This window comes from Proteiniborus sp. DW1 (assembly GCF_900095305.1).
Taxonomy (GTDB): Bacteria; Bacillota; Clostridia; order Tissierellales; family Proteiniboraceae; genus Proteiniborus.
In genome coordinates this window covers 1-22,737 of sequence record NZ_FMDO01000008.1, presented here as the reverse complement: position 1 = coordinate 22,737, position 22,737 = coordinate 1, and the positions used below count along the sequence as shown (strand labels likewise).

Genomic DNA, 22,737 nt, shown 5'->3' with positions numbered 1-22,737 from the left:
CTTTCATTATAGTACTTGCCCTGTATTGTAAACATCTCATAATAACTACCACGCTTTTCCATAAGTTCTTCATGACTTCCATATTCCTTTAAGCCATCATTATCAAATAGGGCTATATTGTCACAAAACTTGGTACTAGCTAATCTATGAGATACATATACAGCTGTTTTCCCCTTAACTAGCTCACTAAAGTTTTCATATATTTCTGCTTCTGCCAATGCATCTAATGCAGCAGTTGGTTCATCCATTATTACCATATTGGCATCTTCATATAGGGCTCTTGCAATGGCAAGTTTTTGGTTTTCACCACCTGAAAACTCTGTGCCATTCTCGTCAATTATCTTAAGCATCATTTGATTAAGACCCTTTGAGAACCCTCTTACCTTTTCTCCAAGTCCAACCTTATCAAGTGCTGTGAAAACCCTATTTTCATCTATATTATCAGAATTACATGCAACATTTTCTCCTATTGTATAAGCAAGAATGTTAATATCCTGAAATACTACTGAAAACATTGAGAATAATTCCTTTTTATTAAACTCCTTTATAGGTATTTCATTTATTAAAATCTCTCCTTCTGTAACGTCAAAAAGCCCTGTCATTAGCTTAATGAGTGTACTTTTTCCTGCTCCGTTAATCCCTACAATAGCCAGCTTCTCGCCTTTATTGATTTTCAAGTTTAAGTTCTTAAATATATATTTTTCTGTATTAGGATATTTGAAGCTTACATTCTTAAATTCAACTTCAAGAGTATCGTTAGCTATTGCCCTTCTTTCTCCACCTTTTTCACCTAAGTCTTTACTCATAAACTCATAGAAGTCATGTACATATTGACCTTCATTTATGATAAAGGTAATATTTTCCAGTAGTGTTTTCATAAGAAGTGATAAGCTTACTATAGCTGCGAGATACATTGAGAAATCTGCTATTGACATACCATGTACTGTTTTATATATGAGTATTCCGTAAGTAGCTGCATCACTTAATAAAAGTGTAATTAGTCCTAAGAATCCTAGTGTAAATTCCTTGTTTTTTATCATCCTATGTATATTAATATATCCCATAATTTCTTTAGAATAGTTGTGTAATATCCTGTCCTTAAAGCTGTAAATCCTAATGTCTTTTCCATAGGAAAAATCGTGAGTTGTTGTATAGTAATAATACTTTCTTCTTTCCGCATGGGTCAAATCCTGACGCTTATTATATCTATAGTTATGAACTTTTCTACTAATCCACATAGATACTAAAATATTTAGAAATAAACCTAATAGTATGAAAATATTTAGCATTCCTATAAAAACCACAAAAGCCAATGTTGTCAAGACCATCGAAGGAGTTACAAATAGCTTGTCATACATTCCTTCTACACCATTTCCACTACCGCTAGTAGCCTCCATAGCTTTACCATTGACCTCAAAGAATGTAGCGTCTTCCATATACTTATAATCAACGCTTACAATTTTATCAAACATATCCCTGATATAATCTATCCTTAACCTTGTAATCTGAGGATTAGCAAACTCCTTTATATATGTTCGTATAAAACCAAAAATTGCTGTTAATAGTAAATATCCCAAGATAATAGTAATAATGTTTTCTATAGCCGCTCTGCTTCCTAGAGATAATTCTCTGATTAGGAGCTTAGGTAGCACAACTGAGAAAAATGGATATATAGTAGCTGTTATAGTATATATAAGAAAATACAGATATATCTTTTTGTTTTGAACACTTACATTTTTAAGTAAGCGCTTTATAGTTTTAAATAGAGGATAGCTGAGTTTTCCCTTCATACATACTCCTCCCCGTTTTAATTTGTTGCTAAACTTTTTATTGAGTTGCCCATTTCTTCCAGCTTAGAACCATTTACTTCATAAAATACTTTTCTTGTATTTTCATCCCCAATTGTTACTGAAATCAAATCAGATTTCAATAAAATACTAATATGATGTGATACTGTTGCAGGTGTTAATCCTATAATTTCAGCTAATTCTTGCGTATACATTTTCTTCTCTGAAAGAATACGAATTATCTTAAGTCTTGTAGTATCTCCTAGAGCTTTTAAGTCGGCAATCATGTCATTATCATTGAATCGATTTTTTTCCTTTAAATCTACTAAAGAAAGAAAGTAAAGTCCTAGATAATAATTATTGATATCGTCGTTGAGCTCTAATCTAAACCTGTTAAAATTAAAAATTGTCAAGTAGATGTTACAATCAACATGTGATTTTATTTTTATACCTACAGATTTATCAAACAATTTTTCTAAATCCTCTGCCTTAGTTAATACTTCTAAGGATTTATCAAAATCTTCTTTAATAATATGGAAATGCTTTTGACAAATAGGCACACATAAAAGAAGCATTTCTAACAGCTCTTTAATAGTGTTATGCCTATTGTGATATAGCCTTATCAAATGCATTTTAAAGGCATCGTCCATGCTAGTTCTATTAAGTACATCTACTAAATCTGAAAGACTATTTACGATTATCTCCTTATTATCAGTGTCAGTTGAATAATCTGAAATGGTACTTATTAAATATTCAACCATGAGCTTATCAATATCAGTGTTACTCATATCAAGGCTTGCCCTATTTCCCCAAAAGGCTATTATAGATACTCCAAGACAAAAATCATCATCCATTTCAAGCTCGAATTTCTGAAATAACCATTTTTGTGAGGAGTATCGGTTGTAAATAGGGAGAATATCTTTTAATACTGCTTTTTTATAAGTCATATGTTTTTTAAAATAGCCTGTCATTTCTTCTTTTGTCATTCCAAATTTATTATGATTTTCTATTACTCGCTCTTCATTTTTTGAGTCTTGCTCTGAAATACATGTAGCTGCTTCATACAACCAGTTAGGCTCATTATGAACAACGTAATTCACTATGACTCTCTCCTTTCTACATTCTAATTAACATATAACATTATATTAGATAATTGTCAAATATATTTCACGTTCATCTAATAAGATTTTTATGAGTTCATAAAATGCTATATAGGAAAAGTATCGTCTTTTATTGTTTTAAATTTTTGAAACAATTGCATTTAACTCTTTTAAATAATACAAGAAATGGTATAGTTATAATAATAAGATTATTTTCAATTTTGTGTCAATTCAGAAACGGGGGGGATAGTATGGATAATAAAAAAGCTTTAGATATCTTAGAAAATCTAAAAAAAGTTATTATTGGTAAGGATGATGTTTTAGAAAAGGTTTTGATCACTATTCTTGCAAAAGGTCATCTATTAATAGAGGATGTGCCAGGGGTAGGTAAAACAACTTTAGTTAAGACCCTTGCAAGGAGTATGAATTTATCTTATAAAAGAGTTCAGTTTACTCCTGACTTGATGCCATCAGATATTATAGGAGTTAGTATCTACGATAAAGATACAGGAGCTTTTACATTTAAGAAAGGTGCCATTTTCAATCAAATTTTCCTAGCTGATGAAATCAATAGAACTTCTCCCAAAACTCAGTCTAGTCTTTTACAAGCTATGGAGGAGGGAGAGGTATCTACTGAAGAAGGACATTATATTTTAGAAAAGCCTTTTATGGTATTGGCTACTCAAAACCCACTTGAGTATCAGGGTACTTTTCCTTTACCAGAGGCACAGCTAGACCGTTTCTTAATGCGTCTATCACTTGGCTATCCTGATAAATCCTATGAAATAGAAATACTTAAAAACTATCAGTCTATAAAAAAACTTAACCTTATAGAGCCTGTTGCTTCACAGGAAGATATATTAAATATGCAATCTATTGTAGATAACTTAACAGTCCATGATGACATTATCGATTACATTGTAAGTATATCTAATGCTACGCGTGATTTTAGAGATTTGCAACTAGGAGTTAGTCCCAGAGCTTCTATTGACTTATTAAAGGCTGCAAAAGCTAAAGCATTTTTAGCAGGTCGAGACTATGTTATACCAGATGATGTAAAAAGCATGGTAACTTCTGTACTAGGACATAGAATAATACTTTCACCTGAAGCTAAAATCGAAAGAAAGAGTGTTGAAGAAGTTCTAAAAGAAGTCCTAAGTCGCATGTATGTGCCGGTGAGTATGAAATGATTAGGTTGAAAACTGTTCCTATATTAATTTTGGTAACTGTTTTTGCTTTTGTACTTTTTGTAGGAGGCACTATGCCCTATTTTTTATTCTATATACTTCTACTTACCTTTATTTTGCCTCTTATTCATTGTTTAATTGTTCTTAAATATTTAAAGGGCTATGTTAAGATACCGAGTGAATCATTATTTGCAGGTGAAGACATCAATATAGAGTACGAAGTAACAAACCATAGCTTTTTTACCATCCCTTATGTAGAAATTCATAGTGATATTTCAAGGCAACTTACAGGAATATGCTCTCCTAATGTGGCTTTATCTTTAGAAAGAAATGAAACCTTTACTCATAAAGAAACAATAACTTTAAAAAGAAGAGGCTATTATGAACTTGGTGAGATAACTGTAATAGTGCGTGATGTATTTGGATTTTATTCTTTTAGGAAGAAAATTAGTAGCAATATCTCTCTTTTGGTTTATCCAAAAGTAATTAATCTTTCAACATTTAGAATAACTTCTAGTCACCAATCTGGAGAAGCTCTAATACAGAATTCTGTCTTTCAGGATAAAAGTAGAGTTGCCTCCTTAAGGGAATATAGGGCGGGAGATCCTGTCAAAGCCATACATTGGAAACTATCTGCAAAAAAGGATACTCCTATAATTAAAGAATTTGAAAGCTATGGAGACACTTATGCTACTATATTTTTAGATAATGAATCAAAATACTTTATTAATGATATAGATAGACTTTTGGAAGATAAAATAGCAGATTCTGCCCTTAGTATAGTAAGTTATTGTCTAAGTCAAGGCATTGATGTTAGTTTGGAAACTCAAGATTCTTACAAATACATAATGGTACAAGGTCAGCAAAAATCTGACTATAAAGCCTTTCTTGAAGTTTTAGCTAGATTTAAAGGTAATGGTGCTTTTGACTTTAAGTCCCTTCTCTTGTCTAGAATTGAGACGATTAAGAAAGGCTCAACAGTTATATTCATTACTCCAAATCTTAGCAAAGGTATGGGCTCAATAGGTATTCAATTAAGGACTAAAAATTTTAATCCACTATTTATCCTTGCTACTGATACAGAAAATGACATGAAAAACATTGACAAAGAAGTTCAAGCAATGTTTAATCAAGAAGGTATACCTATATATATATTAGATCATACCACTAATATTAAGGATGCGTTGGAGGTCTACAATGGATAGATTTCAAAAACACATATATAACCTTATTTATGCCTCTTTAGTATTTTGTCTTGTATATATGTTTGGATTAGGAATTGGATTAGAGCTAAATATTTTCTTGCAAATAATATTAGCCTTCATTGGAAGCCTAGTGGTCAAATTCTTCCTATTGAATCCATTGTTCTTATATTCACTTATAGCTATGACTATTCTAGGTGCTGTTTTAGTTCATCGTTTCATTTCGCCAATTTTAGTTACTGTTGGAGAAAGAATTTTCTTCTTATTTGATAACATTATAGGTAATATACAAGGTAAAGAAAATATAGCTCCAGATAATATGCTGATATTTTGGGGAATTCTAATTATATTTGTATCACTTTTCACTGCATTTATATTTTTTAAACTTAAAAATATTTTCCTGCTACTTCCTCCTTATGTAGGAACATTCATTATCTATTGGTATAATTTTTATGATAAAGCATATTGGGTTCTATCCATATTCTTAGTTATTTTTTTCTTTCATATGGGACTAGATAAATATTACAAAAATAGAGCTAAGACTAAAAGCCCAGCTAACTATGCTGCAGAAGGTTCAATCAAACTATGGCTAAAGACAGTATCTACTTATAGTCTTTTGATAGTTTTTATAGCATTATTGCTGCCTAAAAGCAACAAAAATGTAAATTGGCCGTGGCTAAGCCAGACAGTTTATAATATATATCCAGGTATTGAAAACCTACGTTCAAACAATAGCTCTAGTAGAGAATCTGGTAAAGCATCCTTATTTGATTTTTCAATTACTGGCTTCCAAAATAACCCTTCAAAGTTAGGTGGACCAGTAAGTTTAAGCGATAAAAAAATCATGACTGTATATGCAGAAGAAGCTGTTTATCTTAGAGGAAATGTAATGCATACTTATACAGGAAACCAGTGGCAGTCAATATTAGGTACACTAAGAAACCATCAGTTAGGTCAGGACTTTAGCGGGCTTTCTGAGTATGAACAAAAAAACTACTATGACGAATTATACATTACTATCACAAATCATTCCTTTGCCTCAACAACTGTCTTTAGTCCATATATGGCAGTAGAAGTAAATTCAAAGGATGATCATGTAGTAAATGTAAGCAATGATAATATTTTATTTTTTCCAGATGGAGTTTATGACAGAGAAAGTTATGTTGTCAAGGTGCAAAAACCACTTCCCTATGGGCTTCTAGTGTCTCGTGGATTAGTTCAAAACAAGAAAAACATAGCTAATTTAAGTAAATACCTTCAAGTTCCTGATAACAGAATATCTATGAGAACAAAAGAATTAGTTAGAGAAATAGTCAAAGATTCAAAAGGTGACTTTCAAAAGGCTGTAGCTATTGAAAAATATCTCAGAAACAACTATAATTACAATTTAGAGGTAAACCAAGTCCCTGAAGGCAAAGAGTTTATAGATCACTTCTTGTTTGACGAGAAGGAGGGATATTGTACTTATTTTGCAACGGCTATGGCAATTATGCTTAGACTTGAAGGAATACCTAGTAGATACATTGAAGGATATTTAACTCAAGAAACAGATGAACCTGGAGAATATGAAGTAAGACAGAAAAATGCTCATGCATGGGTAGAAGCCTTTATAGAGCCTGTTGGTTGGATGACCTTTGAGCCTACACCTGTTTATCCAATACAACCTAGATTGGAAAACTACAGACCTTCTGAGGTTAGAAGTGAAGCTGTGTTAGATGATCAAATACTACCTGATAGAGTTCCTAGAGATAGTGCTAGAGATATAATAATAGATGACAACTTTGGTTTTGAAAATGAAGAGAATGGTCCATTATTTGATAGATCATATGAAGATGAACCTATTATATCTAGAAGAATAATTACAGATATATTATTGATACTACTACTATTAATAATTCCAGTACGATTTATAATAGGCTTTTCAAAGCATATTTGTCAAGAAATGCGAGCAAACAAGCTATCAAATAATAATAAGATTATATACCTATACAAACAAATAACCAAGCTTATGGAGTTATTAGGTTACCCTCAAGAGTATGGCGAAACTCACTATGAATATGCAAATCGAATTGCATATAAGTTCTATATTCATAACGTAAAGGGAATACAGGAAATAACAGATATATTTGTAAGAAGCAAGTATAGTACTTCTCCAGCTTCAGATGAAGAAGTACTAGATTTAAAACTGTATAGAAAAACTCTTGAGAAGCGTCTTAGAAGTTATTGGAATCCTATAATTTACTACTACCGCAAATATGTAAAAAAAGGCTATAGAATAAATTAAACATTCAAAAGGGATGTCCCTATTTAGGAACACCCTTTTGTTTTAAATACTAAATTGACAAACATTTAATATTAATATAAACTAGATTTCATCTAAGATTATGATAGTTCTTACAATATATATAATTTTAATAGGAGGTCTACACATGGTAAATTTTAAGGAACTATTTGCAGCTAAAGATTTAACTGAAGGTACTCCATGGAAACGAATCGTAGAATTTGCTATTCCAATGCTAATTGGAAATATAGCTCAACAGTTTTATAACACAGCTGATTCTATTATCGTAGGTAGATATGTAGGAGACAATGCTCTCGCTGCCGTAGGGAGTGCATCTCCTATATTAAACTTATTACTCGTACTCTTTGTGGGGATTTCTGTAGGTGCGGGTATAATGGTATCTCAGTATTTCGGAGCAAAGGACCGTGAAAAGCTTTCTCATACTATTGGTATATGTATATCTCTTACTGCAATAGCCTCAATAATAATTATGATAGTCGGTCCTCTAGTAACTAGACCTTTGCTTAATCTTCTTAACACACCAAACACTATTATAGATTGGTGTACAGGTTATCTTAATATTTTCTTTATAGGAATTGCAGGATTTGCCTATTATAATATCTTTGCTGGTGTACTGCGTGGACTCGGTGACTCATTATCAGCACTTATATTTCTACTTATTTCAACAGCTTTGAATGTGGGATTTGATCTATTGTTTGTGGCAAAGTTCAATATGGGTGTTCCAGGTGTAGCACTTGCAACTGTAATAGCTCAGGGAGTATCAGCAATACTTTGTCTACTTAAGCTATTGAGGATGAAAAATAACTTTGATGTTGGCTTGAAAATGTTGAGATTAAATAAGGAATACTCTCTTAAGTTAATAAAGCTTGGTTTACCTTCAGGTTTGACTCAAGCAATATTTTCTCTTGCAATGATTGTTGTACAATCTCTAACTAATAGCTTTGGAGAAATGGTTATAGCTTGCAATGTTATAGTTATGCGTGTAGATGGGTTTGCTATGATGCCAAACTTTTCTTTTGGAAATGCAATGACAACATATGCAGGACAAAACATAGGAGCTAAGAAAATGGATAGAGTTGATAAGGGAACTAAGCAGGGCACAATGATTGCAGTTGGAGTATCAACGATAATTACTATAACTATTTTAGTTTTTGGCAGGTACCTCATGGGAATTTTTACTGACACAAAGGAACTTGTTGACTTAGCTATGCATATGATGAAAATTCTTGCTGTAGGTTATATTGCAATGGCAATAACACAGTGTTTATCTGGGGTTATGCGCGGTGCAGGAGATACTATGACACCAATGTGGATTTCACTTATTACTACTGTTATATTGCGTGTACCAGTTGCTTATACTATTGCTTATTTTACAAGAAGTGCAGCCTATCCTACAGGCAGACCTGAATCTACTTTTATTTCCCTACTTGTATCTTGGACAATGGGGGCTATAATAACTACAATTTTCTTTAAGAGAGGTAAGTGGCGTAAGAAAAGTTTAGTAACTCCAAAGTAATTATAAAGTCACATAAAACGAGGGATGAAAACAAGTCCCTCGTTTTTTACATAATTAAGTCCCACAAAATGTTCTATAGGGTTTTGCAGATGGTTCAGGTAAAGTAGTATATTGATTCTGTTCACTAGAATAAGCAAAAGGATTAGAAAGAACATTCAAAAGTATTCCCATTACGCTATAGTCCCTCTGCTTAGTTACTGCATCTAATGCCTCTTCTACTCTGTGATTTCTAGGAATAACAGCAGGATTGATTTTACGCATCGATTGATGTGGTGAATTTTCCTCTTGTCTACTTAATCTCTTTTGCCACATTTTATACCAATTAGCAAATTCTACTGTGTCAAATAGAACCATGTCACACAGCTTATCTAAGGTTAATGCACGAAATGTATTAGTGTAATCTGCATTATATTTTTGCATAAGATTTAAAAGATTTTCAATAAGTGATTCATCCTCTGTTTCTTCATTAAATATTCCTAGCTTTGCTCTCATTCCCGTAAGCCAACTATTGTAATATAGCTCATAAAAGCTTGATACTGCTTTCTCAGCAAATTTAATAGCTTTATCCTGATTCGAGTGGATTAGTGGCAATAGCGCCTCTGCAAATCTTGCTAGATTCCATGCAGCTATATCAGGCTGATTGCCATAGGCATAACGACCATAGATATCAATTGAACTAAAAACAGTTGCTGGATTATATACATCCATGAAGGCACAAGGTCCATAATCAATAGTTTCTCCACTAATAGTCATATTGTCAGTATTCATTACTCCGTGAACAAATCCTACGAGCTGCCATTTAGCTATAAGCGAAGCCTGACGCTTGATAACTTCTTGAAGTAAGGAAAGATACTTGTTTTCTTCTGCTTCTATTTCGGGATAATGTCGTCTTATAGTATAGTCAGCTAGAATCTTTAATTCCTCACTTGTTCCCCATTCTGCAATAAATTCAAAGGTACCTACACGGATATGACTAGCCGCCACACGAGTTAGAATTGCACCAGGTAATGCTGTTTCACGCATTACCATATCACCTGTTGTCACCACAGCTAAGCTGCGAGTTGTTGGAACTCCTAATGCATACATGGCCTCACTTATAATGTATTCACGGAGCATTGGACCAAGTACTGCCCTTCCATCTCCTCCTCTTGAATATGGAGTCCTGCCAGAACCCTTAAGTTGAATATCAAACCTTTCTCCTTGTGGCGTTATTTGTTCACCTAGTAAAACTGCCCTCCCGTCTCCTAACATTGTAAAATGACCAAATTGGTGACCTGCGTACGCTTGTGCAATAGGAAAGGCATCTTCAGGAATCTGATTTCCAGCAAGTATTTCTATGCCCTCATTATTTTTCAGTGCCGAAGGGTCTAGACCCAGCTTTGTTGCCAATCCATGATTTAAAATTGCTAGCTTTGGTGAACTTACAGGAGTTGGATTGGTTCTTGTATAAAATTTTTCTGGTAGTAAAGAATAACTATTATCTAAATTCCATCCTATTTTCTGTATTGTTTTACCATCTATCATAATATCCTTTCCTTTTCTAATTTTTTTGACTCTTGGTTTTTTGCTTATTTCTCCTTAATTCACTATATATACAAGACTCTTTTCTTTATCAATACTCCTCCTAATTATTATACCCTTACTTAATGAGAATGACTCTAACAAGAACTTTTACCTTTGCTTCAATAATTACCCACAATATTTTAAAATTTTTTATTTTAATGCTTGACAAAATATATTATTGTAATTATAATTAAATTGTAATCATTATAGACTTAAAACTAATACATTTTATTTTAACTAAGTTAGGATGTGAATTAAATGAAAAAGAATTTCGAAGATTTATCAAGAGAATTGAAAAATAAAAGTATACGTCTATCACATCAAAGGCTTAAAGTATTAGAGTATGTAGCTAACAATAGATGTCACCCTACTGTAGATCAAATATACAGCCATTTACATAATGAAATACCTACCCTATCAAAAACTACTGTATATAATACATTAAATACTTTAGTAGATGCTGGTATGGTAAAACAAATAACTATAGAGGATAATGAGGCTAGATACGACATAGATACAGAAAGTCATGGTCATTTTAAATGCGAATCCTGTGGCTCTATATATGATTTTGAAATAAATATAGATTCTTTTGATTCTAAGGATTTAAAAGGCTTTAAAATCAAACATAAAGATGTGTATTTTAAAGGTATTTGTCCTAAATGTATTAGTCATAGTAATGATAAATCTAACTAAGTCAATTAAAATAAATTTAAATAAATGGAGGAGATACATATGTCAAAAAACAAAACACTTGAAAATTTAATGGCTGCATTTGCTGGTGAGTCCCAAGCTAACAGAAAATACACTGCTTATGCTAAGAAAGCAGAAGCTGAAGGAAAAACTAACGCAGCAAAGCTATTTAGAGCAGCTTCAGATGCTGAGGCAATACATGCTCAAAAACACTTAGAAGTAGCAGAAAAAATCTTATCAACTTCAGAAAATCTTAAAGATGCAGAAAATGGCGAAAAATACGAATTCGAGAGTATGTATCCAGAATTCTTAAAAGTTGCTGAAGAAGAAGGAAATAAGGCAGCAATTAGAACATTTACTTTTGCCATGGAAGCTGAAAAAGTTCATGCTAAGCTTTATAGAGAAGCATTAGAAAATATTGATGCAACAGAAGAAATTTTCTATTATTTATGCCCTGTATGTGGAAACATTGAAAAATATGTTCCAGAAAAATGTAGTATTTGTGGTGTAGCAGGTTCAAAATTTATTAAATACTAGTAAATAATTAACTTAAGAGAGATTCTTCGCTTACGCCAGAGTGACAGCTTGCAAAATACGTCATTCTAAGGATGTAAGTCCGAAGAATTTCTTTTATTTATAAGTACTAGGAAAGAAATACCAAAATATTTTGTGTATGTAAACTTTCTATCTTTCTATCATTGAGTTTTAATAATAGTCTTCAGTTTTCAAGCTTATCTTATATAGAAGTTTTTATTTTTCTATGCCAACACAATTAATGATATAATTAAATAATCAGGCGTTGCCCTTTTAGTTCATCTTTTTTTAAAGCTTAAGCAAGTCTCATTTTAACTAAGCTATTATATGGAGGGGATTGTATTTTGAGAACAATACTAAGGAATGGGAAGTTCTATATTGAGAAAAATAACTTTCAACAGGCAATATTCATTGAAAATGGCATTATCAAAGAAGTTGGTACTGATGAAGAGATTCTTAAAAATGACGCTGATAAGATAATAGACCTACAAGAGAAAACTGTTTTACCTGGCTTTAATGATAGTCACATGCATCTTTTAGGCGTTGGAGAATTTATGAGCTCATGCAATTTGACATCAGCAAAGTCAGTAGATGATGTTATAGAGTTAGGAAGAAAGTTTATTAAGCAAAATAATAGATTGACTGTTCTAAAAGGTAGAGGTTGGAACCAAGATTATTTCTCTACTGGTGAAAGGCGCCTATTGACACGCTTTGATTTGGACAAAATATCTACAGAGATTCCTATTGTCTTTAGTAGAGTATGCGGTCATGTGGCAGTAGGTAATACAAAAGCCCTAGAGATACTTGGTATAGATGAAAACACAAATGTTGATGGTGGAGTTATTGAACTTGGAAATGATGGAAAACCAAATGGAATATTTAATGAAAATGCCCTCAGCTTACTCTATTCTGTTATTCCTGATAAAGATAATAATGCAATAATGGAAGATTTTATTAGGGCAGCTGAATATGCATTGAGTCTAGGTATAACTTCTGTTCAATCAAATGATGTTTCTGAAGATAACTTTAAAAACATTTTTAAAATTATCCACGAATTAAATAATAATAGTAAGTTAAAATTAAGATATTATCCCCAATTTAATTTTCAAAATATAAATGTTTTCAAAGAATACCTAGATACTGAATTTAAAACAGGAATATATGATGGAAAGTTCTTATCACGTGGTGCTTTAAAGTTATATAAAGATGGTTCATTAGGAGCTAGAACAGCCTTAATGTTAAGAGAATATGAGGATGCTCCCGGGACTAAAGGTGTAGCAGCTTTGAGCGATGAACAACTACAAGCTTTATGTGACTTAGCCACAAAAAATGGGATTACAGTAGTTACTCATGCAATTGGTAATGGTGCTGTAGAAAGCGTAATAAATGCATATGATAAAACTATGAAGGATGGAAAGAACCCTCTTCGTCATGGAATAGTTCATTGTCAGATTACTAGCATGGACCAATTAGAGAGAATAGCTAGACTAAACATCCCTGTTATGTATCAGCCCATTTTTTTAGATTATGATACACAAATTGTTGAAGACCGTGTTGGTAAGGAATTAGCAAATACATCTTATGCATTTAATACTCTAAAAAAGCTAGGTGCTCCAATAAGCTTCAGTACTGATGCGCCAGTAGAAGACTGTAATCCTTTCCCTAATATTTATTGTGCTGTTACAAGAAAGAGAATTAATGGTAAGCCTGAAGGCGGATTCAACCCAAGTGAAAAAATGAGTATTGAAGATACTATAGATGCCTATACAATAGGAAGTGCTTTCAATGAATTTAAAGAGGACTTTAAAGGTAGGTTAAAACCAGGCTACGTTGCTGATTTAATAGTATTAGATAGTGACATATTTACCATAGATGAATCCTATATTAAGGATATTAAAGTAGAAAAGACAATGATAGATGGAAAATTTGTTTTTGAACGATAATGATAAAAAGGCTAAAGATTTAGCCTTTTTATTCTTATCACTAATTACTTACTCTCTTTTGCTTTATAACTACAAGGGATACTGCTAACATAGCTAAAGCAAAGCCTATTACTATCAGCATGTTCATGAATATAGGTTTAAGGTTTGTCATATTAATATTATTCAAGCCAGATATACTATTATTAGCTTTCACAAACCAATAATTTGGTGTAAAGCTTGCAATTTTTAACACTGTATTGCTCATCAAATCTTGAGGAACAAATACTCCACTTATAAAACATGAGCCTAGAGAAAAGACATTTGCAGCTGCCGACATGGCATTTTTACTCTTTATAGAATTTCCGATTAAAAAACTTATGCTTAAGACTGCTAAAGTAAATATGAATGAGTTTAATATTAAAAGCAAGCCTTTAGCAGTAAACATGTAGCTTCCATACATTATGAAGCTCATTAAAATCAATGTAAACCACGCAATTACCGCATAAGTAATATTCCCTAGTATTAGTTGAAAACTCATAGCTTTAAGTTGTATAGGAGAGCAAAGATTACGCCTTTTTAACTCTGTATCATTAAAGACAATCATTACTGAGCTTACTCCTAAAATTAATACTGAAAATAGTGTATAGGCCATATAGTTAAAAAAATGCGCACGCTTCTCAATCAAAAAAGTTTCCTCTACAGAAGATTTTATCTTAACATCAGTTTTTTTGCTTAGATCTTTTTCAACATAGCTAATAAGCTCTTCCTCAGTTAAATCCTCTATGCTATTATTATAAGTTCTGACTGTATTTAAATATTTATTAATTATGTTATCAATGTATATTCCACTTGTTGAATTAGGTACTACAGTCTTTTCAATTTGTATGTGCTTTTCACTTAGCAATCCCTCTGTAAATCCCATTGGAATTCTTAATATATATTCTACCTCTCTAAAAAACAGAGCATCTTGAAGTTTTTGAGTATCATCTGGTATATCTTTAATGTTTGCATTTTGACTGAGATGCTTTCTCAAACCTTCAACTAATTTTGAATTAGTGTCATGATTTATTAATACTATATTGACTTTTGCTTCAGTAAAGTCTGTAGCTACAGTATTAGGACTAGAACTCGCAAGTATTGTCGTGATGCCTATAAAGACTACAAAGTAAATTATTATTTGACTTAAATTCTTAAGAATTATCTTGAAAAAGGCTTTATAGACTTGCATATTTCTGCCTCCTTATTACCAAATAAGTAATTAAACTAAAAATTCCTGCAATAATGCAAAGTAAGGCAATATCTTTGAAGTATCTTGTATGAGTATCATAATAATATAAGGAGTAAAAGCTATCAGTTATTAAGTTAGCTGGGTTAATATAACCTAATATAGGAACCTTTGTGCTGACAATATACTTCATCTTGTCATACATCATTCCTGATAAAAATGACATAATCATAGAAAGCCCAATAAGAATTCCTATTCTAAGTCCCTCACTTTTTTTCACTACTGTGGTAATACAAGTTCCAAAGGTAACTCCTGTAAATGTGCCTATTATGCAAGTTAATGCTATATATCCCAGTTGATTTCCAAAGTCAATTTTTAATATTATAGTCAAATAGCCTAGTAAAACAGCTATCACCCCTAATTGCACAGTAGTAGCAGCCAGCATAGATGCTAAGAACAACTTTACCTTATGAGTAGGTGCTACACTAACTCTTGCTCCCTGTGGAGAAAGATCAGCTTGGATAGCAGTAACCTCCTTTAATCCCCAAAAGCCTCCGTATAGACATGCCATAGCAATTAATGTGTAAAAGTAGTTTACAAAAGTATTTGGAGCTGATTTACTTACAGTGATCTCTTTAAGGTAGTCAGTTCTATCTGCTACATTATTCAATAGTCCATCATTAATTGCATCAGGGTCTTTATTTATTATTGTCAAAACTGTAGAACTAGTTTGAACAAAATCGTCTATGAATCCTTTTATGATGCTCTGATCTATACCAGATTTCTTTACTACTAGCTTTATTTCATCTTCAAAATAAATGTAGCCTTTAATTTTGTTATCTTCAAGAAGTTTGTCAGCTTCTTCCATTGATGTATAGATAACATGAAATAGATTTTTTGTACCTGTGCTATTGTCAGAGCTTGATACAGCTTCAATTACATTGATAAAAGCTGTATTCTTTCTATACTCATCGTCATCAACTATTCCCACTTTTATTTCAGTAAAATTTTCTGTACTGTGTATATTTCTAAGGGCCAAATTAAACAATATAGCTAAAACTATAGGAAATAGTAGTGTCCAGAACATAATTTGCTTATCCCTTACTATACATTTTAACCTGTATAGGTAGTTATGTATAAACATAATATCCTCCCCTTTAATCTCTAAGCTCTTTGCCAGTTATTTCTAGAAACACATCGTTTAATGTAGGTGGTTCAGAATAAATTTTTCCAATAGGAATGTTTTTAGATTTTAAATAGTCTAACAAAGCCACTAAGTTATTTTTTCCTTTACTTGATTTTACAACTAGTAAACTGTCGTTAAAATCAACAGATGAAATATGCGGAAATTTTCTAATATCATCTAATATGTTTTTATCAAACTTAAAAATTTCTATTGTAATAGTTTCACCAGAATTTATCATATCCTTTAGTTCATCATTAGTTCCTGTAGCTATTATTTTGCCTTTGTCCATGATGGCTATTCTTGTACATATTTCCTCAACTTCCTCCATGTAGTGGGAAGTATAAACTATTGTTGCTCCCTCTTTATTAAGTCTTTGTATACCTTCTAATATGTTGTTTCTGCTTTGAGGGTCAACTGCGACTGTAGGTTCATCTAGAATGATTAGATTAGGTTTATGAGCAATTCCACAGGCAATGTTTAATCTTCTAAGTAATCCACCACTTAGCTTTTTGGGATAGAACTTTCTATAATCCTTAAGTCCAACAAAGTCTATAGCCTCATCTACAAGCCCTCTCCGCTTCTTTTTATCTGTAATATACATCCCACAGAAATAATCAATGTTCTCATAAACATTTAGCTCTTCAAAAACTGCAACATTCTGCATGATAATGCCTATATTCCTTTTAATATCATAGGCATCTGGCGTCATAGGCTTGCCATAAATCTCTATGGTCCCCTTATCATATTTCAATAGTGATAATATACAATTTATTGCTGTGGTTTTGCCAGAACCATTTGGTCCCAGAAGTCCGAAAATTTCACCTTCTTTTACTTCTAGATTTAAATGATCTAATGCAATCAAATCATCATATCTTTTTACTAGGTTTTTAACCTTTATAACCATAGTACTCCCTCCAATTATATAATTAAAACTCATATGAAAAAGTTTTTATAATCAATTCATACTACCTTATATATATAATAAAATAAATAAATGAAATTAATAAGTGAATGAACTCCAAGTTATGCATGACAAATGTCATAATAAGCTTGAAGTCCATAATATGAAATGCTAGAATTTATATGTACCTTATCCTATAAATAGGAGCTTAGAGAAATGAAGAGATTAATTGATAAAGCTATTATCTTAGCTGTTTTATTGGCTTTTTATGTTTCCAATACAAATAGTCCATATATGATCGTACCAATACTAGCCACCATAATCTGTAGTGCTATAATAAGCTATTTTGAAAAGCAATTTATTACTATTGTTATTTTTGTCATATATATAATTGCTAGCTTGTTTATTCCAGCTTTATTATTCTTAGTCCCATTGCTCTGTTACGATGTAGTACTTATGGATCCTAAGTGGTTATGGGCATTATCAGTTATTCCACTTATTCTTAATTTTACTGAAGTTCAACCTGAATCAAGGCTATTGATAGCAGCTTTTATTCTTTTTACATATGTTCTAAAATCTCGTACCGTTTCACTTCAAATTCTTGAAAAAGATTATCATGTACTCCGAGATAATGCTAAGGAAATATCAATGCAGCTGGAAAAGCAAAATAAGGAACTTCTAGAGAAGCAGGATTATGAAATAAACCTTGCAACATTAACTGAACGGAATAGGATAGCAAGAGATATTCATGACAATGTAGGACATTTACTATCAAGATGTATATTGCAAATCGGTGCACTTCTAGCAATCAATAAGGATGACAAAACAAAAGAAAGTCTAGTAGTTATAAAAGATACCCTTTCTGAGGCAATGGATAGCATACGTGATAGTGTACATAACTTACACGAAAAAGCTATTGATTTACATACAGAGATACAAAAATTAATTGAAAATTTTAATTTTTGTCCTATTAGTTTTGATTATGATATAGAATCAAATATAAAAAAGGATATCAAAAATTGCTTCATTACTATAACAAAGGAAGCCTTATCAAATATTATTAAACATTCTAATGCTACTGAGGCCTCTATAACAGTACGTGAACATCCTTCACTTTATCAATTGATTATAAAAGACAATGGTTCTCCTTGTAACTACAATAGTGAAAATGGCATCGGAATAAAAAATATTACTGATAGGGTCACATCATTAGGTGGCAATGTTAATATTAGCACAGACAAAGGATTTAGAATATTTATTTCAATACCTAAAAAATAAGCACATTGAAAGGATTGAGCAAAATGAAAGTAGTGGTAGTGGATGATGACAACTTAGTATGTTTGGCTCTTAAAACTATACTAGAAGCAGAAGAAAATATTTCTGTAGTAGGTATAGGACATAACGGAAAAGAGGCTATAGAGCTTTATAATAGCTTAAATCCTGATATTCTGTTAATGGATATAAGAATGGAGTTAATGTCTGGAATTGATGCAGGAGAAGCTATATTAAATAAAGATAAAAATGCAAAGATATTATTTCTAACTACTTTTTCAGATGATGAGTATATAGTTAAAGCACTTAGGATGGGAGCTAAGGGGTATATAATTAAGCAAAACTTTGAATGTATTGTACCTGCACTCAAGGCTGTGTTTATGGGACAAAGCGTTTTCGGCGATGACATTGTCTCGAAAATCCCGTCTTTAATTAATGGAAGCGAAACTACTGACTTTTCAAAGTATGGTATTACAGAAAAGGAATTAGAAATAATCACAGCTGTAGCTGAAGGCCTCAGCAATAGAGAAATAGCTAATAAGCTGTATCTAAGCGAGGGTACTGTTAGAAATAGCTTATCTACTATTTTATCCAAATTAGACCTCAGAGATAGGACACAGCTTGCTATATTTTATTACAAAAATAAGTAAATCAAAACACCCGTCCTTTTGATAATCTAGAGAACGGGTATTTCTATTCTAAGTTGCTTCCTTCTTAAAGGGCCTATTATTTTACTTTTGATTTTATAACCTCATAACCTAGTTTCTTAATTGAATCTTCGATTTCATCGATTGAAACTTTATCTTCCTGGAAATCCACTTTCACTTTGCTTGAGTTAAATGATACTTTTACTGTATCCTGGTCTATACCATCTAAACTTTTAAGCGCACCTTCAATTTTTAGCATACATGATGGACATGCTAAAGTTTCTAATTGGATTGTTGCTGATTTCATACTATAATCTCCTCCCATCAAAAAATTTTGGTAAGTCTCTTTCATACTGTCTATTTAGTTTAATTATATCCTATTTTTTTAATAAACCTTTAATTTCAAGTCAATTTTTTACTTAGTTATTTTCTTAAGTTATAACGTAATAATCTCATACCATTAAGAATAACTGCTAATATACTACCTTCATGTACTAGCATACCTATTGACATGTTCATCCACTCACTGAATAATACACTGGCTAATAATACTAATACAACTCCTACAGCTATAAAAATATTTTGCTTCATATTTCTGGCTATAGCTTTTGTTAATCCAAGGGCATGTGGTAAACAGCTAAAGTCAGAATTCATCAGAACAACATCTGATGTTTCAATAGCAACATCTGTACCGCCTCCCATGGCTATACCGATATTTGCTAAAGCTAGTGAAGGACTGTCATTGACACCATCTCCAACGAAAGCAACTATTTGCCCTTCTTCAATTAGCTTCTTAATATATACTGATTTATCTCCAGGCAGCATGTTTCCATGTGCTTCAGTTAAACCTAGCTCACGACTAACCAGGTCTACTGTCCCCTGGTTATCACCTGATAACATAACAAGTTTTTTTACCCCTAATTTCTTTAGTTTTAGTAAGTCTTCTTTTACGCCTGAACGTATCTGGTCACGAACACCCATCAAGACTTTTAGTTTTCCATCAACAGCAGTTAGCACTAGTGAGTTCCCATTTTTTTCGAGGCTTTCAACATCTGCTTTTGCTTTTTCATCAAGTTCAACATTTTCTCTTTCCATTAAGGTAATATTTCCAACAGCAATTCTGTGCCCATTAACTTTAGCTACAATTCCGCCACCTTTTATAACTTCTGTATTTTCAACTGGCGAAAATGTGGTTTCTCCAATTTCCTCCAATACTGCTTTTGCTAATGGGTGGTCTGATTCACGCTCAACACTTGCAAGATATCCTAATACTTCATCAATCTCATCTCCATAATATTCTTTTTCTGCAACCGATGGGTTTCCTACTGTTAGGGTACCAGTTTTATCGAATACCATTGTATCTAATCTGCTGAAATCTCTAATTACTTCGCTACCTTTTAATAATATTCCGTGACGTGCTCCATTTCCTATACCTGCAACATTAGATACTGGTACACCAATAACTAAAGCACCTGGACATCCTAAAACTAGAATAGTAATTGCAAGTTCAATATCTCGTGAAAATAACCATACTATAAAGGATAAAACAAGAACTACTGGTGTATAATATTTGGAAAAACGGTCTATGAACCGTTCCGCTTCTGATTTTGAGTCTTGTGCTTCTTCTACTAGTTCAATAATCTTACCAAATGTTGTATCTTCTCCTACACGGTCAGCCACAACTTGAATAGTTCCATTATCTAAGATTGTACCTGCAAATACATTTGAGCCCTTTTCCTTTCTGACAGGAAGAGACTCTCCTGTAATACTAGCTTCATTAATACTAGCTTCTCCAGATAAAACTGTCCCATCAACAGGAACTTTTGCACCAGTTTTAACAAGTAGAACATCACCTACATCTACTTCATCAACCTCAACTTCTTCAAATTCTCCATTTCCCATTTGTTTTAGTGCACTCTCTGGTGCCATTTCTGTTAATTCTTTTATGGCAGAACGAGTTTTATTTAATGTACGTTGTTCTAAAAAGGCACCAAATAAAAATAAAAAGGTAACAATTGCTGACTCTTCATAGTTCTGAATTAAAAACGCACTGACAACTGCAATTGTAACTAGTACATCAATGCTTACTACCTTTACTCTTAAAGCTTGAATTGCTTGTATAGCAATAGGAGCTAGACCTAAAATAGATGCAATTATCAATGACCATTCAAAAATATAAATATTGTCCATGGTCCACTTACTTAAAAATCCAACAGCAATTAAAATACCACTGAATAGTACAATCTTATTTTTATTACTTAAAATTTGCCGTTGCATGATTCCACTCCTTTCTATTTTTTATTTTTCGATTCTTGAATGACTTGATTTCATTTCCTTTCCTCTCTTTAAGTTTTTGCCTATTTTACAAAACCATTAATACGAGAGGAAAAGAAGGTTTATCTAATGATGATATGCTTTATCTAATTCGGCAAGCATATTGTATACAGCTTCATAGCTTTCGCATACATCACCTGGAACAGTATAATTACCTGTGATTTCACGTAGTTGTTTGAATTCATTATCTAATTCTGGTTTTTCTGCTCCTGCTTTTTTTATTTTTGCATTGATTTCACTAAATAATTTGTGTACATCATGGAATTCTGGGTGAGTTCCTCCATGAACACGTGCTACAATTGGTACAAATTGTTCTAGTCTTTTAAAGTATTTTTCTTTTACTTCATTAAACATTATCATAATATATGCCTCACTTTCCCTTTATTGTTTGTTTTTACTGATTCTTTTAAATATATATTAGCATGGATATGCTTCAAAAAAAATGATTTGAATCAAATTTACAATATACTCAGTATATATTTTTGTTCTTTCGTGAACTAAAGTATTCAATTAAACGAGCTATAAAAAAATAAAAAATTTAAAATTTTGCCAATTCTATATTGACATTTGTTCCATAAAATATTAACCTAAAATTGAACGTTGTTCAACTTTAGAACAGTGTACAATAATTAAGGAGTGAAGCAATGATTGAAAGTAGAAGACAGCGTGAAAAAAAGGAAATGAAGGAGCTAATTCTCCAAGCAGCTAGCGATATTATAGGTACAGAAGGTATTGAGCAACTATCTATTAGAAAAATAGCTAGGAAAATTGAATATTCACCATCTATTATTTATCACTATTTCAAAGACAAGGAAGAAATACTTAACTACGTAATGCAGAGAGGTTATAAGAAAATTGTTACAGCTGTAAGCTCCATAGACACTGAAGGGCTTTCCCCAGAAAAAGTGTTGAGCAAAATGACTAAAAATTATATAGAAGCAGCCTTAGCCATGCCAGATGAGTTCATGGCAGCTCAACTAAGTGACTCTATAGAAGCTTTGAATCATACATCCTCATTATTTAAAGGTGCATCAAAGAAAAAGCCTGCTTTATCTGCCTTATTTAATTGTTTAAAGGACATATATAAAAATGAAGAAATTGATGAAAATACTATTGAGCTAACATCACAGATGATTACAGTATCAACCTTAGGTCTTATCGTAAAGCTAATTGTAGAAAAAAATATAGGTGACGAACAAAGACATAACCTAATTAACTTTTTCTCTAATGAAATAGTTTTAAGAATAGCTAATAATAAAATCAAATAGTAAAGAGAAAAAATTAAAAACTATAGTTAAAATATTAAGTTCACTATTGTTTAATAAATGTACTAGTTTTTGAAGGAGGCATTTCTTATCTGACAATAGAA

The 22,737-nt window shown here is 32.0% G+C and carries 19 protein-coding genes; 10 read left to right on the top strand and 9 right to left on the bottom strand.

From position 1 onward, the window contains the following. Together DW1_RS02925 and DW1_RS02920 are read right to left on the bottom strand one after the other, a co-directional pair. Positions 1-1,790, bottom strand: a 1,790-nt coding sequence (locus DW1_RS02925; RefSeq protein ID WP_074349144.1) for an ABC transporter ATP-binding protein, incomplete at its 3' end; no start/stop codon positions are given. Between the two features lie 17 nt (positions 1,791-1,807). Then, complete coding sequence (locus DW1_RS02920; protein WP_074349143.1) at positions 1,808-2,887, bottom strand: ArsR/SmtB family transcription factor; 1,080 nt, start codon at positions 2,885-2,887, stop codon at positions 1,808-1,810. Positions 2,888-3,138: 251 nt separating this feature from the next. Between DW1_RS02920 and DW1_RS02915 the strand changes: the two genes are divergently transcribed. From DW1_RS02915 to DW1_RS02900, 4 genes are all read left to right on the top strand, one after another. After that, positions 3,139-4,077 (top strand): AAA family ATPase, encoded by a 939-nt coding sequence (locus DW1_RS02915; protein ID WP_074349142.1) that lies wholly within the window; start codon positions 3,139-3,141, stop codon positions 4,075-4,077. Then, on the top strand, positions 4,074-5,279 hold the full coding sequence (locus DW1_RS02910) for a DUF58 domain-containing protein (protein ID WP_074349141.1): 1,206 nt from the start codon (positions 4,074-4,076) through the stop codon (positions 5,277-5,279). The genes DW1_RS02915 and DW1_RS02910 overlap by 4 nt, the downstream gene beginning before the upstream one ends. Further along, entirely contained in the window at positions 5,272-7,560 is a 2,289-nt protein-coding gene (locus DW1_RS02905) for a transglutaminase domain-containing protein (RefSeq protein WP_074349140.1), read from the top strand. Before DW1_RS02910 ends, DW1_RS02905 begins: the two co-directional genes overlap by 8 nt. Positions 7,561-7,705: 145 nt before the next feature. Next, positions 7,706-9,094, top strand: a complete 1,389-nt coding sequence (locus tag DW1_RS02900; protein ID WP_083605498.1) for an MATE family efflux transporter — start codon at positions 7,706-7,708, stop codon at positions 9,092-9,094. Positions 9,095-9,148: 54 nt separating this feature from the next. Here the strand turns inward: DW1_RS02900 and DW1_RS02895 are convergent, their stop codons facing one another. Then, positions 9,149-10,618, bottom strand: a complete 1,470-nt coding sequence (locus DW1_RS02895; RefSeq protein WP_074349138.1) for a protein adenylyltransferase SelO — start codon at positions 10,616-10,618, stop codon at positions 9,149-9,151. Positions 10,619-10,915: 297 nt separating this feature from the next. Between DW1_RS02895 and DW1_RS02890 the strand changes: the two genes are divergently transcribed. From DW1_RS02890 to DW1_RS02880, 3 genes are all read left to right on the top strand, one after another. Beyond that, on the top strand, positions 10,916-11,350 hold the full coding sequence (locus tag DW1_RS02890) for a Fur family transcriptional regulator (protein ID WP_074349137.1): 435 nt from the start codon (positions 10,916-10,918) through the stop codon (positions 11,348-11,350). Positions 11,351-11,389: 39 nt separating this feature from the next. Next, the gene (locus DW1_RS02885) at positions 11,390-11,884 is read left to right on the top strand and encodes a rubrerythrin family protein (protein WP_074349136.1); all 495 of its coding nucleotides are present in this window, start codon (positions 11,390-11,392) and stop codon (positions 11,882-11,884) included. Between the two features lie 341 nt (positions 11,885-12,225). Next, a complete protein-coding gene (locus DW1_RS02880; RefSeq protein WP_074349135.1) occupies positions 12,226-13,824 on the top strand; it encodes an amidohydrolase in 1,599 nt (532 codons plus the stop codon). A 40-nt stretch (positions 13,825-13,864) separates the two neighbouring features. Here the strand turns inward: DW1_RS02880 and DW1_RS02875 are convergent, their stop codons facing one another. Genes DW1_RS02875 through DW1_RS02865 form a run of 3 tightly spaced genes read right to left on the bottom strand, consistent with a single transcriptional unit; the run spans position 13,865 to position 17,118 of the window. Then, positions 13,865-15,031 (bottom strand): ABC transporter permease, encoded by a 1,167-nt coding sequence (locus DW1_RS02875; protein WP_074349134.1) that lies wholly within the window; start codon positions 15,029-15,031, stop codon positions 13,865-13,867. After that, positions 15,018-16,172, bottom strand: coding sequence for an ABC transporter permease (locus DW1_RS02870; RefSeq protein ID WP_083605497.1), 1,155 nt, complete (start codon positions 16,170-16,172; stop codon positions 15,018-15,020). The genes DW1_RS02875 and DW1_RS02870 overlap by 14 nt, the downstream gene beginning before the upstream one ends. A gap of 13 nt (positions 16,173-16,185) precedes the next feature. Beyond that, positions 16,186-17,118 (bottom strand): ABC transporter ATP-binding protein, encoded by a 933-nt coding sequence (locus tag DW1_RS02865; RefSeq protein WP_074349133.1) that lies wholly within the window; start codon positions 17,116-17,118, stop codon positions 16,186-16,188. A gap of 213 nt (positions 17,119-17,331) precedes the next feature. On the opposite strand from DW1_RS02865, the gene DW1_RS15640 reads away from it, so the two are divergent. Together DW1_RS15640 and DW1_RS02855 are read left to right on the top strand one after the other, a co-directional pair. Continuing rightward, positions 17,332-18,393, top strand: a complete 1,062-nt coding sequence (locus tag DW1_RS15640) for a sensor histidine kinase (protein WP_074349132.1) — start codon at positions 17,332-17,334, stop codon at positions 18,391-18,393. 23 nt (positions 18,394-18,416) lie between these two features. Next, complete coding sequence (locus tag DW1_RS02855; RefSeq protein WP_074349131.1) at positions 18,417-19,037, top strand: response regulator; 621 nt, start codon at positions 18,417-18,419, stop codon at positions 19,035-19,037. Positions 19,038-19,113: 76 nt separating this feature from the next. On the opposite strand, the gene DW1_RS02850 is transcribed toward DW1_RS02855, so the two are convergent. From DW1_RS02850 to DW1_RS02840, 3 genes are all read right to left on the bottom strand, one after another. Then, positions 19,114-19,341 carry a heavy-metal-associated domain-containing protein gene (locus tag DW1_RS02850; RefSeq protein WP_074349130.1) on the bottom strand — a complete coding sequence of 76 codons (228 nt, stop codon included), beginning with the start codon at positions 19,339-19,341 and terminating at the stop codon, positions 19,114-19,116. A 116-nt stretch (positions 19,342-19,457) separates the two neighbouring features. Next, complete coding sequence (locus DW1_RS02845) at positions 19,458-21,311, bottom strand: heavy metal translocating P-type ATPase (protein ID WP_074349129.1); 1,854 nt, start codon at positions 21,309-21,311, stop codon at positions 19,458-19,460. Between the two features lie 123 nt (positions 21,312-21,434). Then, positions 21,435-21,728 carry an iron-sulfur cluster repair di-iron protein, ric gene (locus tag DW1_RS02840; RefSeq protein ID WP_074349128.1) on the bottom strand — a complete coding sequence of 98 codons (294 nt, stop codon included), beginning with the start codon at positions 21,726-21,728 and terminating at the stop codon, positions 21,435-21,437. A 284-nt stretch (positions 21,729-22,012) separates the two neighbouring features. Between DW1_RS02840 and DW1_RS02835 the strand changes: the two genes are divergently transcribed. Further along, a complete protein-coding gene (locus DW1_RS02835) occupies positions 22,013-22,636 on the top strand; it encodes a TetR/AcrR family transcriptional regulator (protein ID WP_074349127.1) in 624 nt (207 codons plus the stop codon). Positions 22,637-22,737 lie beyond the last annotated feature (101 nt).

Excerpts from the sequence above, each read along its gene's own strand:
- DW1_RS02845 (WP_074349129.1), bottom strand. The coding sequence starts at position 21,311 with ATGCAACGGCAAATTTTAAGTAATAAAAATAAGATTGTACTATTCAGT.
- DW1_RS02875 (WP_074349134.1), bottom strand. The coding sequence starts at position 15,031 with ATGCAAGTCTATAAAGCCTTTTTCAAGATAATTCTTAAGAATTTAAGT.
- DW1_RS02900 (WP_083605498.1), top strand. The coding sequence starts at position 7,706 with ATGGTAAATTTTAAGGAACTATTTGCAGCTAAAGATTTAACTGAAGGT.
- DW1_RS02890 (WP_074349137.1), top strand. The coding sequence starts at position 10,916 with ATGAAAAAGAATTTCGAAGATTTATCAAGAGAATTGAAAAATAAAAGT.
- DW1_RS02905 (WP_074349140.1), top strand. The coding sequence starts at position 5,272 with ATGGATAGATTTCAAAAACACATATATAACCTTATTTATGCCTCTTTA.
- DW1_RS15640 (WP_074349132.1), top strand. The coding sequence starts at position 17,332 with ATGAAGAGATTAATTGATAAAGCTATTATCTTAGCTGTTTTATTGGCT.
- DW1_RS02895 (WP_074349138.1), bottom strand. The coding sequence starts at position 10,618 with ATGATAGATGGTAAAACAATACAGAAAATAGGATGGAATTTAGATAAT.
- DW1_RS02835 (WP_074349127.1), top strand. The coding sequence starts at position 22,013 with ATGATTGAAAGTAGAAGACAGCGTGAAAAAAAGGAAATGAAGGAGCTA.
- DW1_RS02865 (WP_074349133.1), bottom strand. The coding sequence starts at position 17,118 with ATGGTTATAAAGGTTAAAAACCTAGTAAAAAGATATGATGATTTGATT.
- DW1_RS02855 (WP_074349131.1), top strand. The coding sequence starts at position 18,417 with ATGAAAGTAGTGGTAGTGGATGATGACAACTTAGTATGTTTGGCTCTT.
- DW1_RS02915 (WP_074349142.1), top strand. The coding sequence starts at position 3,139 with ATGGATAATAAAAAAGCTTTAGATATCTTAGAAAATCTAAAAAAAGTT.
- DW1_RS02885 (WP_074349136.1), top strand. The coding sequence starts at position 11,390 with ATGTCAAAAAACAAAACACTTGAAAATTTAATGGCTGCATTTGCTGGT.
- DW1_RS02850 (WP_074349130.1), bottom strand. The coding sequence starts at position 19,341 with ATGAAATCAGCAACAATCCAATTAGAAACTTTAGCATGTCCATCATGT.
- DW1_RS02840 (WP_074349128.1), bottom strand. The coding sequence starts at position 21,728 with ATGATAATGTTTAATGAAGTAAAAGAAAAATACTTTAAAAGACTAGAA.
- DW1_RS02910 (WP_074349141.1), top strand. The coding sequence starts at position 4,074 with ATGATTAGGTTGAAAACTGTTCCTATATTAATTTTGGTAACTGTTTTT.
- DW1_RS02870 (WP_083605497.1), bottom strand. The coding sequence starts at position 16,172 with ATGTTTATACATAACTACCTATACAGGTTAAAATGTATAGTAAGGGAT.